The 18,063-nt window shown below is 39.9% G+C and carries 15 protein-coding genes; 2 read left to right on the top strand and 13 right to left on the bottom strand.

What is annotated here, in order from left to right; genetic code table 11:
• Positions 1-41: 41 nt before the first annotated feature.
• From PSF67_RS03285 to PSF67_RS03275, 3 genes are all read right to left on the bottom strand, one after another.
• Positions 42-815, bottom strand: a complete 774-nt coding sequence (locus tag PSF67_RS03285; protein ID WP_272676524.1) for a topoisomerase IV — start codon at positions 813-815, stop codon at positions 42-44.
• Between the two features lie 318 nt (positions 816-1,133).
• A complete protein-coding gene (locus tag PSF67_RS03280) occupies positions 1,134-1,712 on the bottom strand; it encodes a YceI family protein (protein WP_102137357.1) in 579 nt (192 codons plus the stop codon).
• Between the two features lie 13 nt (positions 1,713-1,725).
• The gene (locus tag PSF67_RS03275) at positions 1,726-2,283 is read right to left on the bottom strand and encodes a cytochrome b (protein ID WP_166265462.1); all 558 of its coding nucleotides are present in this window, start codon (positions 2,281-2,283) and stop codon (positions 1,726-1,728) included.
• A 381-nt stretch (positions 2,284-2,664) separates the two neighbouring features.
• On the opposite strand from PSF67_RS03275, the gene PSF67_RS03270 reads away from it, so the two are divergent.
• Entirely contained in the window at positions 2,665-3,294 is a 630-nt protein-coding gene (locus PSF67_RS03270) for a glutathione S-transferase family protein (RefSeq protein ID WP_272676523.1), read from the top strand.
• 140 nt (positions 3,295-3,434) lie between these two features.
• Here PSF67_RS03270 and PSF67_RS03265 read toward each other — a convergent pair whose 3' ends face one another.
• Positions 3,435-4,055: a malonate decarboxylase holo-ACP synthase gene (locus PSF67_RS03265; protein WP_102137354.1), complete on the bottom strand. Its 621-nt coding sequence runs from the start codon at positions 4,053-4,055 to the stop codon at positions 3,435-3,437.
• 210 nt (positions 4,056-4,265) lie between these two features.
• Between PSF67_RS03265 and PSF67_RS03260 the strand changes: the two genes are divergently transcribed.
• Positions 4,266-5,234 carry an FUSC family protein gene (locus PSF67_RS03260; protein ID WP_102137353.1) on the top strand — a complete coding sequence of 323 codons (969 nt, stop codon included), beginning with the start codon at positions 4,266-4,268 and terminating at the stop codon, positions 5,232-5,234.
• 80 nt (positions 5,235-5,314) lie between these two features.
• On the opposite strand, the gene iolB is transcribed toward PSF67_RS03260, so the two are convergent.
• The 9 genes from iolB to PSF67_RS03215 all read right to left on the bottom strand — a co-directional run bounded on the left by iolB (position 5,315) and on the right by PSF67_RS03215 (position 17,916).
• Complete coding sequence (iolB, locus tag PSF67_RS03255; protein ID WP_272676522.1) at positions 5,315-6,145, bottom strand: 5-deoxy-glucuronate isomerase; 831 nt, start codon at positions 6,143-6,145, stop codon at positions 5,315-5,317.
• Positions 6,146-6,285: 140 nt separating this feature from the next.
• Positions 6,286-7,179, bottom strand: a complete 894-nt coding sequence (gene iolE, locus PSF67_RS03250; RefSeq protein ID WP_102137351.1) for a myo-inosose-2 dehydratase — start codon at positions 7,177-7,179, stop codon at positions 6,286-6,288.
• 30 nt (positions 7,180-7,209) lie between these two features.
• Positions 7,210-9,114: a bifunctional 5-dehydro-2-deoxygluconokinase/5-dehydro-2-deoxyphosphogluconate aldolase gene (locus PSF67_RS03245; RefSeq protein ID WP_272676521.1), complete on the bottom strand. Its 1,905-nt coding sequence runs from the start codon at positions 9,112-9,114 to the stop codon at positions 7,210-7,212.
• A gap of 25 nt (positions 9,115-9,139) precedes the next feature.
• Positions 9,140-10,273 (bottom strand): Gfo/Idh/MocA family protein, encoded by a 1,134-nt coding sequence (locus tag PSF67_RS03240; protein WP_272676520.1) that lies wholly within the window; start codon positions 10,271-10,273, stop codon positions 9,140-9,142.
• Between the two features lie 315 nt (positions 10,274-10,588).
• Entirely contained in the window at positions 10,589-11,017 is a 429-nt protein-coding gene (locus PSF67_RS03235) for a PTS sugar transporter subunit IIA (protein WP_004262128.1), read from the bottom strand.
• A gap of 54 nt (positions 11,018-11,071) precedes the next feature.
• The gene (locus PSF67_RS03230; RefSeq protein WP_102137348.1) at positions 11,072-12,478 is read right to left on the bottom strand and encodes a sugar porter family MFS transporter; all 1,407 of its coding nucleotides are present in this window, start codon (positions 12,476-12,478) and stop codon (positions 11,072-11,074) included.
• Positions 12,479-12,868: 390 nt separating this feature from the next.
• Positions 12,869-13,855: an inositol 2-dehydrogenase gene (gene iolG / locus PSF67_RS03225; protein ID WP_102137347.1), complete on the bottom strand. Its 987-nt coding sequence runs from the start codon at positions 13,853-13,855 to the stop codon at positions 12,869-12,871.
• A 599-nt stretch (positions 13,856-14,454) separates the two neighbouring features.
• Positions 14,455-16,392 carry a 3D-(3,5/4)-trihydroxycyclohexane-1,2-dione acylhydrolase (decyclizing) gene (gene iolD / locus PSF67_RS03220; protein ID WP_272676519.1) on the bottom strand — a complete coding sequence of 646 codons (1,938 nt, stop codon included), beginning with the start codon at positions 16,390-16,392 and terminating at the stop codon, positions 14,455-14,457.
• A gap of 12 nt (positions 16,393-16,404) precedes the next feature.
• Positions 16,405-17,916, bottom strand: coding sequence for a CoA-acylating methylmalonate-semialdehyde dehydrogenase (locus tag PSF67_RS03215; RefSeq protein ID WP_102137345.1), 1,512 nt, complete (start codon positions 17,914-17,916; stop codon positions 16,405-16,407).
• Positions 17,917-18,063 lie beyond the last annotated feature (147 nt).

The following is an 18,063-nucleotide window of genomic DNA, read 5'->3' as shown; positions in this document are numbered from 1 at the left end:
AATGGCACCCATATTAACCAGTGCCATTTTGCGAGAAAGAATTAATTATTTACTGATAAAAATAAAGAACGTAACAATGCGGCTTTTTTCGGATTATCTGGAATCGATAATATTTCATCATAAAAGCTGATAGAAATACGGCAAGCTAGTGCAGGAGATTTCTTCCCAGCCTCTAAATTCCCAAGGATTGCAGTATCTGCACCATACTTTGCAGAAAGACCGCTAGCAAGTTGCGTTAACTCATCCGAATACTCTTTAGAGGACATCAACGTCTGTCTTACGCCTTCCTCACTGGAAATTAAGAGTTCATTAGTTGCCTGAATTTGCTTCAGCAAAACAGCTTGGCTTTTTTGTGGCGGAATAATTTCTGCTGTTTCTCTTAGGTGCGGAAACAATGAATAAAAACATGTTTTTCCTGTTGGATCTTCTTCCAATAAGACTTTCAGGTAATCATTCACTCTACTGGTAAAATTAATCACGGAATCATCAGAGGCATATTCCATTCGTTCGAGTACTAACTTCATGACATTTCCAACAACCTGATCAAACAGTTGGCGGCGTAAGTCTTCATTAGCTGGGTCGTACTGTGTAATTAAGTGCTCAAAACTTTGGTAGGTTTCAGGGCTTATTTTCTTAACCGTCGCGATAATCGGCAGTTCTTTTTCTACTTGAGCAAGTGCTTCTGAATGAATGGCACTATTATTTTCTGTAGATAACACATTGTTATCTTTACTTAACCAATAAAAACCGAATGCAAATGCAATAAAAATAATGCTAACAATTAATGCGGTTTTACGTGAGTTATTTGTATTCAAAGTTACCCTGCCTTTTCTTGGTAAAACGGTTCCCCACAAACACTTTCAAGCTGATTATAGATTGCAAAACTAATTGAATATAATGTCATGGCATCTAAAAGCGCTAATCTTCACGTATCTAAAGCGCTAATCCATGAATTGATCTATAAAAAGTGATAATGCTTATTTTAGCTTGTATCAAAGTCGTCTAGCTATAGGAATAAAGGAAATTGCGAGGTTAAGACGAGGGAATTTGCCACAAAGAAGCAATTTATAATACGTTGGATATAAAAAAACCTTCAGGATTCGAAAGCCCGAAGGTTTTTTATGGCAAAAATCTTATTTAACTTGAACACCTTCAACTGAAATTAACAGTTGTGCTTCTTGAGATTTAGGCCCCAAATCAGATTTGATGTTAAATTCTTTCAACTTGATATTACCTTGAGCTTCAAAACCTGCACGGTATCCACCCCAAGGATCTTTACCTTCGCCCATTAATTTAGCATCTAACGTAATCGGTTTAGTGACACCGTTTAACGTGAAATCACCCGTTATTTTGTATGCTTCACCGTCTTTCTTCACTTCTGTTGAAACGAATTTCGCTTCAGGGAATTTTGCTGCATTTAAAAAATCACCACTGCGTAAATGTTTATCACGCTCTGCATGGTTAGTGTCAATGCTGCCAGTCTTGATAGTCACTTCAACTTTATCTTTTGATGGATCTTTTGCATCATAAGTAAAAGTCCCATCAAAGTCTTTAAAACTACCATATACCCAGCTATAACCTAAATGCTGAATACGAAATTCAATAAACGCGTGTTGGCCTTGCTTATCAAATTGGTAAGTTTCTGCTAATGCTGAACCTGCCGTTAAAAAAAGTGCACCAGTAGCCAGACCAAGAACCGTTTTCTTCAACATAATTATCTCCACGTTACTTATCGGGGTTAAAACCCAATATTCTTTTTAATGTAATATCACGATCAAAAAAGTGATGTTTAAAAGCTGCAAAAGCATGCAACACTGATAATAAAACCACTGCCCAAGCTAAATATAAATGAACTTCACCTGCGGTATCCGCTTGTGTTGCAGCGCCAGTAAATAGTGCAGGCACATCAAACCAACCAAATACACTGATAGGCTGTCCATCAGCGGTTGAGATTAAGTAACCGCTGATCAAAATACTGAATAAAATAATATAAATCAGAATTTGAACAATAATAGAGCTAGCTTTCGTTAATTTACTGTAGCTTGCTAATGGCTTCGGTGGCGGTGAAATAAATCGCCAAATCACACGAAATGCCATAACAATAAATAATAATATTCCTATACTTTTATGTATCTCTGGAGCTTGATGATACCAACTATCATAATAACCTAGTGTCACCATCCATAAACCTAAAGCGAACATTCCATATACGACAATTGCGACCAGCCAATGTACGAGCAAAGAGATATGCCCATAGCGGCTTGCATTATTTTTCCATTGCATGATAAAAACCATTTAGAGAAGAAGGTAATATTTTATTAACTAAGCCGTAATAATCATAAGGTGAAATTAATTTTATTCCTATCCCAAAGTTAAACAAATATTTTGTTGAAGATATTCAAATACGATCAACATAATAAAAAATAGATTACTATTTGATTTTGTCTAGTTTTAATTATAAAAGTTGAATAAAGATTCTTCCACTTTTGTAAATGGTCGTAACTAAATACTTAGTTCATTTATTTATTAATTTCAATTAAATCTAACTTATTCCTAATAGATATAAGCTATTTTCGATAAAATAACATTTGTAGGTCTGCCTTTTTCCCCATACATTGGTATTCTTCCTTTTAATATTGCGAACTGACTGATAGGTTAAATACTATGTATAAACTTTGGATAGCAAATAAAAACTACTCTTCATGGTCATTGCGCCCATGGGTTTTACTAAAGGTATTACAAATCCCGTTTGAAGAAAATTTGTGTTTATTTGAAAACGGTAAAAGCAGCCATGAAAAATTCAGTCGTTTTTCCCCTACCGGTTTAGTCCCTTGTTTAATCGATGAAAACCAAACAATATGGGATTCTTTATCCATTTGCGAATATATTGCAGAAGACTTTCCTCAAGTCTGGCCAAAAGATCGCAAAGCCAGAGCATGGGCTCGAAGTGCTAGCGCAGAAATGCACTCAGGTTTTAGTGCACTACGCCAGCAGTGTCCTATGGATGGTGCTCATAATGCACCACTTAATAATATTTCAATTGAATTACAAACTGACTTAAACCGCTTGCAGAAATTATGGCAAGATGGGCTAAACCAATTTGGTGGCCCTTGGCTTGCAGGTAGTGAATTTACGGCTGTAGATGCTTTTTTTGCACCAGTTGCCTTCCGAATTCGCAGTTATCACTTACCTGTAAACCCAGCGGCTAAACAATGGGTTGACCGAATTTTAGTTTTACCCGCAATGAAAGAGTGGCATGAAGCCGGCTTACAAGAGCCGAATATTGAGCATTAAAATGGGCGAATAAGGAGGCAATATGTGCCTCCATTTTATTTGATTAGAAAAAAATCGCCTGCTCGAACATCAAAATTAATATTTAACCAATTTGCTGGCTATTCAAACCACGATAGGTTATTTAACAGACAATTAACCGCCTATAGCTTTTCATCCCAAGGGTCTGACGTCATCACGTCGCCAAGTGGTGTATGTAATGTAACTTGTTCATTTTTAAACCACTCAGCTAATGAAAACCCACCTTTAGGGGTTTCGATATGAATATCAATTGGGCAATAAGGAGTATTCGCCTTAATAGCAAACTCAGCAAAATCCTCTTTTTCTTGAGGATGTGGGCAGCGAATGACCACATCAAGGTCGCAGTCTGACAACATACTTTGGATATCTGTCGCTAAAGTGTAAGCACAACTCCCTGCAACTCCCCATTGCCAAGGCCATTTAGTCTGTGAAATTATCCATAAAACTTGAACTGGCGGTAATGCAATAAACATAGAACGTTGTAATTCAACTGAATTAGCAACCAGTGACTCAACATTCATAATGTGAGTGATCGCCGATTTTTCAATCTGAGTGGTCACACGTTGATGTGGTTTTATGCCTCTGATAGCAACTGTTAGCTTGTTATTTTCTGCTTTATCTCGATAAACAGTCAGAGGAAGTTTATTATTCCACTGTGAGGCAACCCATTCTGGAAGCGTATCTAGCGCAACGTCTTCATTACTACCAACCCAAACAAAATCATGCGGATTAATTATTTGCATTTTATTCCCTTTATGATTGCTACGACTGCTCACCCCTATTATGCCTTTTTTGTCACATAAAAACAGAATATCGCAACCAACAATTTCACTGATGCCATTTAATGATAACTTGTCATAAATACTGAGTTTTCACCTTGAAATTTCATACCATATATTATCTAATTATGTTATTAATTAATAAGTTAGGTATCTTTTTTTGAGCATCGCATTATGAGAACGTTTCCTGCTATCCACGATGGCGTTATTTTTACCAGTTGTATGTTTTTTAGTGCCGCAACCGCTTTTGTGATTTTAGATGCACAAGCCGCAATGTGGGCAACATTCTCAACACTGTATTCATTCAATTTATTTAATGCGGCAAAAGAATATAAAAACTATGCCTACACGGCTTGTTGTTTGTTGATGATTTTAGTGGCTATTTTTATTGGCGATACCTTACGTCTCGGTACAGCATATTATATTTATCTCGCTATTTTTTCGTTCATTTATTACCAACTGTATGGCACAGATCCCGCGATGGATTTAACCATGAAGTTTATGATCATCATGTCAACAATTGGGACCATATTACCTGATATATCGAAGAGCTTAGCGTTAGGCTTTATTATTGGCAGTGGAGTCACGTTGATTACGTATTATGTCCTTAGCCATAAAATGACACGCCATAGCGTAATTACGAGTGCTTTAGTTGAACAAAATTTGTTTACCTTAAGAAAAAACATTATTCCACGTTCAATGATTTATACTTTCGGGTTATTACTCACACTAGCCATTCCACGCAGTATAGATCTAGGGCACTTTTATTGGACATTACTGACCTTCGTTTTTGTATTGCACCCAAAATCACAAAGTATCGTTAAAATTACTTTGCAGAGGGTCTTAGGCAGCCTCATTTCTGTCTTATTACTATATTTTCTGTTCAATTTACCCTTTATGCCATACATCGGTTTAATTGCAGTTGTGGTATTCGCCTTTTTAATGCCAATGAGTTTTCATCACGGATATACATTTATGACGTTTGTCGTGACAAGCTTAATTTTGTCCATTCTTGAGCTCGTTGTATATTGGCGTCACCCAACCTATGAACTATTGTTTGACCGCGTTCTTGAAACTGCCTTAGGGGGAGCCATCGCCATTATGACGAGTATTATCTTGAAGTTATTTAGAGAAACAAAATAAATTTAGGTATAAAAAAAGCCGGTAAATATTTACCGGCAAAGATAGATAACAGAACTTAATTCACATATTACTGTTTTGACTTACTTTTCACGGTGTTTAGCGGCATAGGCTTCGCTATTCACCCAGTTATGGTCTTTTTCCCATGTAAATAACCACTTACGTGTTGGCCCTGCCATCACATTAAGGTAATAGTTATCATAACCCGCCACAGTCGCTATTGGATGATACCCTTTTGGTACCATGACAACATCTTTGTTATACACCGCCATACACTCATCTAACTCTCGGTCATCCGTATAAACGCGCTGCATGCAGAAACCTTGAGATGGGTTTAAACGATGATAATAGGTTTCTTCTAGATAAGTTTCATTGGGTTCATTATCGGTGTCATGTTTATGACTTGGATAAGAACTAGTGCAGCCTTCGTCTGTAAAGACCTCCACAACTAATAAGCTGTCAGCCGCTTTATCATCCGGCAAAATATTATGCACATAGCGTTTGTTATAACCATGGCCACGTTGTTCCGCACTAATATCATCAGGGCCAATTAAACGAGTTGGATACGTTCCTTTTCCTTTAGCCTTACAAACTGCCAATTCAAGGTCGGTATCTGCGATGACTTCAGCAAACTCTTGTGCTGTAACATAGACCGCATAAGGTTTTTTGCGTTCGAAAGGCTCCATACGGTCGCCAATATTTTCAAACGTTTGATTAGGCGTTTTAATCGTCGCTTTCCCCGCCACCAGCACTAAGCACATTTCGTTTTCAGAAGCAGGCAAAGAGATTGATTCGCCTTGTTTTAATTCAAATACATCAAAGTGAACATATCCCCAGCTAGCAATTTGTGGAGTGATATGCTGAGTACGCTTATGTGCATCTGGAGCATGGTATTTCGACAGTAATTTTGACATAACTTTCCTCTGACACTTTTTAGGTTATAGATAGGTAATTCTTTTCAGCCACTAACCTTTTTATCAATTAAATATTTCAGTTTGTGGCTAGAGTTGGCAAACGAAGCCAACAACGCCACAGACTGAAATATGACGACGATTTAGATTAAACCTGCATCCTTAGCAAACTTAGACAGATTTTTATAACCCAGTGTGGCATAAGTCAATGGGTGTGCAATCGCAGGGTCTTGCTCTGCTTCAACCACTAGCCAACCATTTTCATATTGGCTATTTTTCAATACTTTAAACACTTCGGGATAGTTAACACAGCCATCTCCAGGTACCGTGAACACCCCTGCTAATACTGCATCTAAGAAGCTGGTTTTACGGTTTTTAACATCTTTTAGGACATCTGCACGGACATCTTTGCAATGCACGTGATTGATACGTTTTGCCCAACGTTTTGCCACTTCAACAGGGTCTGCGCCAGCAAAGGTTAAATGGCCAGTATCTAGCAATAAACCGACCTCATCACCCGTGTGCTTCATTAAATTATCCACATCCTCTGCAGACTCGATCACAGTTCCCATATGGTGGTGATAGGCAATTTTCACACCTTGAGATAACGTATACTTTGCGAATTCAGTCAGTTTCTTGCCGTATTCTTCCCATTGGTCGGCTGGGAACAATGGACGCATATGAACAGGTTTATTTTGATCGCCATGAATACAATGGGTCACTTCCGCAAAAACCATCACTTTAGCGCCTAAATCACGCAATAACGCTAAGTGCTCTTGTACCGCTTCAATTTCTTCTTCCACACTGCGAGATAATAATTCTCCCGAATACCAGCCTGAAACCAGTTGTAAGTCATGCTGTTTTAAAATCGGCCCTAAAATTTCCGCTTTACGTGGAAATTTATTACCTAACTCAAAACCAGCGAAACCTGCTTGACGGCCTTCAGTTAAGCATGTTTCTAGAGACGTTTCTGCCCCTAAAGTGGGTAAATCATCATTCGTCCATGTCAACGGGTTGATACCAAGTTGGATTGCCATGATGAAGCTCCTGTGTAGGTAAAAGTAATATTATTTACGCTGACGCCATAGGGCTATCAGGTTTAAGTAATTAGTTTTGATTTTCTGTACCAGCTCATCGTCATTGATTTCACCTTTCATCCACTCCAACGAAGGCTTACCAAATAAAGTCCGGCCAACGGCAAATCCTTTGACGATTGATTTCCCTGCTGCTGCATTGAAACCAGCTTGTAACTCAGCTTGTGGTGCATCAAGCCCTAAGAGCACGACACCGCGGCAATAAGGGTCACGTTCTTGAATTAATTGATCAACGGCATCCCAGTTTTCCGCTTGTAGTGGTGGCAATTTCCACCAGTCAGGCTTGATACCTAAGTTATAGAAGCGTTTGATTGCACGTAAATACAGCTCATCGTTGCGTTCCATATCTGCGGGCAATATCACCTCGAGCAATAATTCATGCCCTGATTGGCAGCATGCGCTATACACTTCTTGAACGGTTTTTTCTTGCTCTAAGCGCAGTGGATGGTTGTCTTCTGGGTGGAAAAATACCAAACATTTCACAATATGCTCTTTTGGCCAGCTAATCAGCTGAGAGCCGATATTGCCATGCTCTAAACATAATGGTCTTGAGGCAGGTAGCTCGATTGGGCGGCCTATCCACCAACCACGTCCGGTCACATCATTCAATACGTCTTGGCCAAATGTACTATCACAGAGTAACCCTGCTTTCCCCTGCAGATTTGCCTCTTCGGCCACTTCACTACTAGCGCGGTAAATCAATTTTTTCAGGGTTGGAATGCAAGAAATATCAACCCCTGCGAGGCGTGCCATGTCAACAAATTGAATGCGATGGTCGAATGCCATGACACAAAGTTCATTCCATTGTGTGCTGCGTGTGGTTACACGGTGCAAATGGTTAAGCATCGGGTCGAGATCTGGGCGAGGAACTGCCGCAGCACGGTCAAGGTAATTATCTAACTCGATTTTTGTTGGCATTGCAGGCGCACAGCCATGGCGCGAAACCACTAAAGCCCCACAAGCATTCGCGTAGGCGCAGGCTTTTTCCCAACCATCACCGTTTAAATAACCGCGTAGTAGGCCAGACATAAATGCATCGCCAGCACCTAATACGTTAAGTACTTCAACTCTCACACCATGAACGGTGATCCCTTCGTCCAGCGTTTCAGGGATCGCACCGCTAAATACGGAGCAGCCAAGAGAGCCACGTTTACACACCAGTTCCGCATCCGTTAATTGGCGAATGTTCTTGAGTGCTTGTACAGTATCCGTTGTCCCACCTGCAATATGAAACTCCTCTTCTGTCCCGACAATCAAATCGAACATCGATAACACATCTTGCAGTTGTTGCGTGACACTATCGGAAGCAATAAAGCGCGTTTCACCATCACCCAAAGAGGTCAGCCCCCATAAGACTGGGCGATAATCGATATCAATAGCTGTTTTGACGTTATTACGTTTAGCATATTCCAATGCTTTCAATACTGCAGCGCGAGTTTTTGGATTAGATAAATGCGTTCCTGTAATTGCCAAGCAACGTGCGGATGCAATATATTCTTCCGTAAAATCATTTGGCGTAATCGCCATATCAGCACAGTTATCACGATAAAAAATTAATGGGAAAGTATCCTGATCTTTGATCCCTAAGATAACTAATGCCGTTAATCTGTCTTTGTCTGTTATAAGATGGCTGGTATCACAACCTACACGCTGTAATTCCTCACGTAAAAAACGCCCCATGTGCTCATCCCCCACACGGGCAAGCATTGATGATTTCAATCCTTGTATTGCAGTGCCGAATGCAACGTTTCCTGAAGAGCCGCCTAAATATTTGGCAAACGAGCTCACATCTTCTAAACGAGAACCTATCTGTTGTCCGTACAGGTCAACGGCAATACGGCCCATACAGATAACATCTAACTTCTTCTGCTTATCCATTAATTACCCCTTAACTACAACAGAATTAATTGATTTCTTTAACGTTAACCCAACGTTGTTCATCATATGAACGTGCTATCGCGTCTAATATTCGTGATACTTTCCAGCCTTCTTCAAAATCAGGCCACATTGGTTGCCCTGTTGCAACACCATCAATTAAATCGCGTATTTCGACCGTTTTTTGGTCATTGAAGCCAATACCATGACCCGCACCATTACAAAATGGCGCGTAATCTGGGTGCTCTGGCCCAACAAAAATGGTTTTAAAGCCTTGGCGGTTGCTAGGTTCATCATGACGATAGAGCTTTAGCTCTGCCATTCGTTCTTGAGTGAAAGACAGCGTTCCTTTGGTGCCTGTCACCACATAGGTTAGCCCCATTTTACGGCCAGCTGCGATGCGTGAAGTTTCAATGACGCCCATGGCGCCGCCAGCAAAACGTACCATGGCATGCGCTTGGTCTTCATTTTCAACCGTAACCATAACGGTTGAACCCGCCTTTTCAGGACGCTGTTTAATCACAATTTCCATATCACCACAGACAGTTTCAATATCGCCTACTAGGAATTGCGCCATATTGATAATGTGTGCAGATAAGTCCCCCAAAGCACCTAACCCTGCTTTTTCTTTAAAACAATGCCAGTGAATTGGCGCGCTAGGGTCAGCCATATAATCTTCATTATGGGTGCCATAAAAATGGATAACTTCGCCGATTTCACCATTAGCAATAATTTCTTTGGCTAGTTGCGAGGTGGGGTTTTTCATATAGTTAAAACCCACTAACGTTAGGACGCCAGCCTTTTTAGCCGCTTCGACCATTTCTTTGGCATCTTCAGAATTGAGCGCTAATGGTTTTTCACAATAAACATGTTTACCATGCTTGATAGCTTCCATTGCCATTTCTTTGTGCAGGAAATTAGGCGAACAAATATCCACTACATCAATATTTGGATCTGCAACTAATTTGCGCCAGTCATCTGTTGCACGGTTAAACCCCATTTCCTGAGCTCGGGTTTGTGCTAGCTCAGGGGTAATTTCTGCAATCATTTCGCGAACCAATTTCCCCTGCAATGGAAAAACGGTTGGAGCTTGTGCATAAGCAATGGCATGAGCTCGCCCTATATAGCCAGTACCTATCATCCCGATACGGATCTCTTTCATCTGTTCTACCTCTCGCTCATTTCCTGTAGTGCAATGGCTGGCCCAATATTCGTTCCAGATTTTATTTCAATAATCATGTTATACGGAACATTCATTTCATTTTCAATATTGTTGGAAATATTAATTTCATTATGTGATCTGACGTTAACTTTTGATGTAATTAGTTAATATATAAGAAAATAAACATTCAATTCAGAGGAATAGAAAACAATAGGGACGTAATAGAGCGGAATGAAATGAAATAGAATAACTAAAAATGAAATTTATTGAGTATGGGATCCGACAAAAATCCCATACTCTCTTCAAAAGCAAAAACTAGCGATGAAGAATACTTAAAAACTCTTCCTTACTTGACGTCAGAGACAATGCATTGGCAATAAATTCATCACTAAAAATCAATGCTATTTCCCTAAGTACATCAATATGTTCCCTTGATTTTGCAATCACACCTATTGCGATAAACATCACATTGGTTCTGTCCCATATCACACCATCAGGGAATTGAAAAATTTCAACACCAGTATGCAAGATAATATCATTGGCCGACTTAGGGAGATGTGGCAATGTGATACCATTCCCCAAGAATGTTGATATCTGTTGTTCCCTTTCCGTTAAGAAATGGACACAGTCCCTATCAACATAACCTTTATTTTTAAATTCCGTACCAACCATTTTGAGTACTTCAGCTTTATTTCTTGCCTGACAACCTAAATGCAAATTACTTGTGGTTAGTTGTTCTATCATATCCAACCCTCGATTAAGTTAATTAGGTATATTCACACCACCAATAAGTAATAATTACATTGATGAGAGCTCTTCTTCTAATTGCTCTAATGATTTGTTTGATGTTTCTGGCAATAACTTCACCACAAAAACGATAGCTAAGTAGTTTATTACCGCAAAAATTAAGAATACTGGGCCTAAACCAAGTTCTGCTTGTAATACAGGGAATAAATAACTCACAATCGCATTCATAATCCACATAAAGAAGACCGAGATCCCCATGGATAACCCGCGAATTTTAAGTGGGAATAGCTCGGCAAGAACCACCCACGTTAAAAAGCCCATCGTTCCTTGCATAACCCCAACAAATACCGCACCAAGTAACCAAATTAATGTGGCTTTAACATCCCCTGTTAAGAAGTAATCTGTTGCTGCAATCAATAAGTGTAGCGATGCCATTAGTGCAAAACCACCAACTATCAGTGTTTTACGCTTAAATCTGTCGACAAGGAATAACACCCCTATCACCATACCACCAACAGAAAAAACACCATTTAATACGTTGAAAACTAAAGAGGTTTGCTCAGAAAAACCCGCTGTTTTGAGAATTTCTGTACCATAATACATAATAACGTTAACCCCGGTCGTTTGCTGTAATGCCGCCCACACCATCCCAATTAATACCAATTTAAAAATCCAAGGCGTATTAAAAATTAACGCTAAATTTTGTTTATTGGCATTCGGATGACGTTTAGCTTCCGCAGCTTCAACATCTAACAAGGTCACGATATCTTCATATTCTTGAATGGCACGCTTTTCAGGGCGAATTTGCTTTAGTATTTTCAAGGCTTCTTCACGACGGTTTTTACTCATTAACCAACGCGGGCTTTCAGGTGCTTTCCACATACCAAATAGCAGGCACAGTGCGGGCACAGCTTGTACTAACAGCATATAACGCCAAACATCAGGAAGGTGGCCCCAAATTGAACCAATAATCGCATTGATAGCAAATGCCGCTAACTGCCCGATAACAATAGCAACTTCATTTAGCCCGGTGAGTTTTCCCCGCATTTCAGTCGGAGCCACCTCAGAGATAAATGTCGGTGCCGTCACAGAGGCCCCACCCACCGCAAAGCCCAATATAAACCGAGCAATAAGAAGAATTTCAATATTTGGGGCTGCTGCAGATAAAAATGCCCCAAATAAAAACAGAAATGAGAGATAAAGCAAATAAGTCCGACGTCCAATAAAATCTGCTACACGTCCACCACACACACTGCCTAATGCCGCGCCCACTAATAGGACACTCATCACCAGCCCTTCCGTGGTTGGCGTTAAGCTCATGTTTTCTTTCAATGATGAAAATGCACCGTTAATGACGCCTGTATCATAACCAAATAGTAATCCACCAAAGGTTGCAACCAAGGTTATTTGGTGCAACCTTTTTCTCTGTTGTTGATTGAGATTCATGATTAATGACATATTATTACCTTATTATTTGAATCATTATGTCTTACCAAAAAAACAATTTTTCAATATTTAAATAAATGTTTAATGTTAAAGATTAAATAATGAAATGATTTCTGGCACTCTGGTTTGAATCGCTACTTTGCTAGCTTTAGGCCTGTTCTATAAACTTATTAAAAATAGTTTTCGCAAATTTAAAATAATAAATACAGCAGCTAAATTAAAAAAATAAGATTACAACAGCCTCAATTAATCTCTGTTCATTGAAAGCCTAAAGAGTATTAAATAAAATGTAAGGTCAATATTTTATATATTCATTGATAAATAAATATATTCACTATTGCGGCCAAAAAGCGTTTTTTAACCGCAAGTTTATAACCAAGTTAAATAGTATTATCGTATTAATTACAATTTAACTTCTTTACCTGTTTTGAGTGACTCCAGTGCTTTGTCTGCAAGATATAAAGCTAGCTCGCCATCGGTACCTGTCGTTTCAGGCACCGTACGACCTGCTAAGATATCAACAAAATGCTGCCACTCTGCTTTGTATGCTTCGTGGTAACGTTGCAGGAAAAAATATTCTGGCTTAGCAGATAAGCACCCAACTTCACTTAAAAGCGCAACGCTATTCTCTTTGATATTTCCTGCCGTTAATAAGCCCTTTTCACCATGCAATTCAATCCGTTGGTCATAACCATAACCTGAACGACGGCTATTAGAAATTGTCGCCATTGCACCAGATGGGAATTTTAAGATAATAAACGCGGTATCAATATCACCTGCTTGACCAATAGCAGGGTCTACAACATTACTGCCTTGTGCGTAGACAGAACAAGGCTCTTCACCAATCATAAAGCGAGCCATATCAAAATCATGAATAGTCATATCTCTGAACATACCACCAGAGACTTTGACGTATTCTGCGGGTGGTGGTGATGGGTCGCGAGACGTGATAATTAAAGATTCTGCTTTACCAATCGCGCCTTGTTGGAATAAATTTTTCAAGTGGCGAAATTGAGGGTCATAGCGACGGTTAAAACCAATGAACAGTGGAACATTATGGTCTTTCACACTTTTTAAACACTGTTTCACACGCTCAAGGTCTAGATGAACCGGTTTTTCACAGAAGATCACTTTTTTATGTTTAGCGGCTAGTTCGATTAAATCAGCGTGAGTATCTGTGGCTGATGCAATTAAGACACCCTGTACATTAGGGTCTTGCATCGCTTCTTCTGTCGTCTGCACTTTTGCTTGGTATTTTTCAGCCAAGGCAACCGCATTCGGTTGGTAAGGGTCGATGACAGAATAAAGTTTAGTTTCTTTATGGCCGGCAATATTAACAGCATGAACCTGTCCGATACGTCCTGCGCCGAATAGTGCTATATTGAACATTCAAATGCTCCTTGATACCTTAAATCCACTATTTGGATATTATGGAATATACCAAATAAAACATTCATTTCAATTTATAATTTTTTGAAAGTTATATTTTTGGGCTCTGGATAACAAATGTTATATTAAAGTGTATTTTTAGTGTTATTCAGATCACAAATTGACAATGTAAGCGAGAAGCATTTAACAATAAAGTCTGTGTTTGCTGGCATATTAATTTTTCATAGCCTCTTTTTTAAATTTTCACCCACCCCAAAATAAAACATATATTTCAATTATGCATTTTTTAAACTATAAGAATCATAAAAAACCCAGCCTAAGCTGGGTATATGATCCAAATAATTCGAGTTAAACGTAGGCGACTAGCGTAGCGCAGTTCCCCATGCAACTTGAAGTATGACAAATATAGAACGACAAGTAATAACCACTATGTAAATTAAAACCAAAATGTAAATTAAAACCAAAGCAATCCTTGCTAAATTTCCAATAACTACCCTACTTAGTTACATCTGACTCATTAAGAAAACGAAGAACATTCCTCGACGGTAAAACACCGTCGAGTTATTTCGATAATATAAAGCACTACCGCAATAGATTGATTAATAAAGACGAACTTTATGCTCAATCATTTGTTTAATTTTTTCAGCGGAAGCAACTATTTGAGGCTTTTTAGAAACTTGTGCTGTTCCTGTCCTCCACCACGCTTCATAGCCATCTGTCATTGTTTTTGGGAGTACTTTAATATCAATCAATACACAGCCTGAATGAGATTTAGCGTCTTCCAGGGCCGCAATCAATTGTTTCTCATCATGTACCCGATAACTTTTACAGCCATAACTTTCTGCATTTTTGGCAAAGTCCACCTTCACTAACGGCCCATCCATCAAGCCCGTTTGTGGGTTCCTGTAGCGGTTTTCTGTACCAAAACTCCCCATTCCTTGGCTCATCTGCAGGTTATTAATACAACCAAATCCTGCATTATCAAACAGTAAGATGGTGACCTTGATATTCTCCTGAATCGCGGTTTGTAATTCGCTGTGTAACATCAAATAAGAACCATCTCCGACCATCGCATAAACAGGTTGCTTCGGCGCAGCAATTTTAGCCCCAACAGCGGCCGCAATTTCGTACCCCATGCATGAATAGCCATATTCAAGATGATAGGTATCTCGTTGTTTTGGTAGCCAAATACGTTGTAAATCACCCGGTAATGAACCTGCTGCCCCGACAATAATGGCATCGTCTTCCATGTATTGTTGCATCAAACCTAATACCCGTGTTTGCGCCAGCTCTGTACCTAAAGTTTTACTGTATTCTTCAAGCTTATCATCAAGATGGCCTGCAATCTCAGGAACAAAATCCAATGGGCGATACTGAATACTAAATAATCGTTCTAGCTCATCCTTCCACTGTTGCTTAGCCTGCTGAATTTCATCCCCCCATTGAGTTTCATAGTGAGGATCTTTCAATTTTATACTCAGTGCTTGTAATGCTTCTTTGGCATCCGCAACCACTTTCAATGCATCTAACTTACTTGCATCAAACTCCGCAACATTGATATTCAAGAACTTCACATTTGGATGACTAAATAAAGACTTTGATGCGGTGGTAAAATCAGTAAAACGCGTACCGACACCAATAACTAAGTCGGCCTCTTTAGCTAACAAGTTTGCGGCTAACCCACCTGTTGTCCCAATTCCCCCCATATTCAAGGGATGGCAGGCAACCACAGTACTTTTACCCGCTTGGGTTTCACCAAATGGAATCTGATAATCTTCAGCAAATTGCAAAAATGCTTCGTGAGCTTCGGAGTAACGTACACCACCGCCACACACAAGCAGTGGTTTTTTCTTACTGCGGATCAAATTTACGGCTTCTTCGATACTCACCGTCGTCGGTGGCCTACGCTCAATACGATGAATCCGTTTTTCAAAAAAGTAATCAGGGTAATCCCACGCCTCACCTTGAACATCTTGCGGAAGGCAAATGGTTACTGCACCAGTATCTGCAGGGTCAGTTAACACTCGCATCGCATTGATCATGGCCGCCATCAATTGCTCAGGCCGTGAGATCCTATCCCAATAACGTGAAACAGGACGAAAACAGTCATTGGTGCTTATTGTTCCGTCACCATACTGTTCAACTTGCTGCAAAACGGGATCTGGCTGACGTGTTGCAAAGGTATCGCCTGGTAGTAATAACAGTGGGATGCGATTCGCCGTTGCTGTTGCTGCAGCTGTGATCATATTCGCAGCACCAGGGCCAACAGAGGACGTAACCGCAAAAATTTGTTTACGTTTTTTTTGCTTTGCAAAGCCTGTGGCAATATGAGCCATGCCTTGCTCATTGCAACCTTGGTAAATACGTAGATGCCCAGGCACCTCTTCAAGCGCCTGACCTAACCCCACAACGTTACCATGGCCAAAAATCGTAAATACCCCCTGAATAAACGGATACTGCTCACCATCAACATCAACGTATTGTTGGTTTAGAAATTTAACCAACGCTTGAGCTGTCGTCATTTTCTGCTTATTCATACGGGTCTCCGTTTATTCCATGGTAGGCATTGTGAAACTACTTTCATGGTGTTCTAAGCGAACGCTTGCAGGCCAACGGCTAGTGACTGTTTTCATGCGAGTATAGAAGCGAACACCGTCATTTCCATGTACATTTAATGGACCAAAAATAGAGCGTTTCCAACCACCAAAACTGTGAAATGCCATCGGTACTGGAATCGGAATATTGATGCCAACCATCCCCGCTTGGACATTTTCTTGGAACTCACGCGCAGTTTCACCATCACGGGTAAAAATCGCTGTTCCATTACCATATTCATGTTGGTTAATTAGTTTCAAACCTGTTTCGAAATCTGGAACACGCACCACCGCTAATACAGGCCCAAAAATTTCTTCTTTATAAATGTCCATTTCAGGGGTGACATTATCAAATAATGTTGGCCCTACAAAATAACCATTTTCGAAGCCTTTAACTTTAAAATCACGGCCATCAACCAATAAAGTCGCACCTTGTTTTTCACCGCTGGTAATATAGTCACAGATTTTAGCTTTATGCTGTGCTGAAATGACGGGTCCCATGTCATTTTCTTTGCCTTCGGTAATACCAGGACCAACGGACATTTTAGCAATTTGGCCTTTCAAGTTAGCAATGAGTGTATCTGCTGTTTCATCACCGACTGCCAAGACGACGGATAATGCCATGCAACGCTCACCTGCAGCGCCAAATGCCGCGCCCATAATAGCATTAGCTGCCTGCCCCATGTCCGCATCCGGCATTAAGATACAGTGATTTTTCGCACCACCGAGTGCTTGGCAGCGCTTGCCATGAGCAGATGCCGTCGTGTAAATATATTCAGCAATAGGCGTTGAACCAACAAAACTAACTGCCTGAACTTCTGGCGCAGTTAAGAGCACATCGACAGATTCTTTGTCCCCTTGAACAACGTTAAATACGCCATCAGGTAAGCCAGCTTCTTTTAACAATTTAGCTAATGCTAAAGCTAAAGAAGGATCTTTTTCTGACGGTTTTAAAACAAAGGTATTTCCTGTTGCAATAGCCACAGGGAACATCCACATCGGTACCATTGCTGGGAAATTAAATGGCGTGATCCCCACACAAACGCCCAAAGGCTGCATTAATGAGTGGCTATCAACCCCTGTAGCAACATTGGCTGAGTGCTCACCTTTTTGTAAGTGAGGAATACCACATGCAAATTCAACAACTTCCAAGCCACGAGTTAATTCACCTACCGCATCAGAAAAAACTTTACCGTGTTCTTGTGATATTAAACGCGCCAGTTCATCCATATTCTCTTCAAGCAATGCTTTAAATTTGAATAAGATCCGAGAACGTTTCAAAGGAGAAAGTTTTGACCATTTAGGAAATGCTTTATTCGCAATTTCAATGGCTTTTTTTGTTTCATCGGCACTGCTAAGCACAACCTGAGCACTTTGCTCCCCCGTTGCTGGGTTGAATACGGGCGCAAAACGCCCACTTTTACTGGATACTATTTCACCACCAATAAAATTATGAATCTGTTCCATGTTGCCTCTCTTTAGCTGACAGAGTTACCTAGTTACTCAATGTATATGAAATATTTGTTTCATTTACAACTAAATTTGAAATAACATTCAATTTATGTGATCTAGACAAAGTTTTTATGCAATTTCTAATAGTGACGAAAAAACACC

Origin of the sequence: Providencia sp. PROV076, from assembly GCF_028483405.1 — a bacterium.
Classification (GTDB): Bacteria; Pseudomonadota; Gammaproteobacteria; order Enterobacterales; family Enterobacteriaceae; genus Providencia; species Providencia huaxiensis.
The sequence above is the reverse complement of the archived record's forward strand: the minus strand, read 5'-3'. Positions and strand labels throughout refer to the sequence as shown.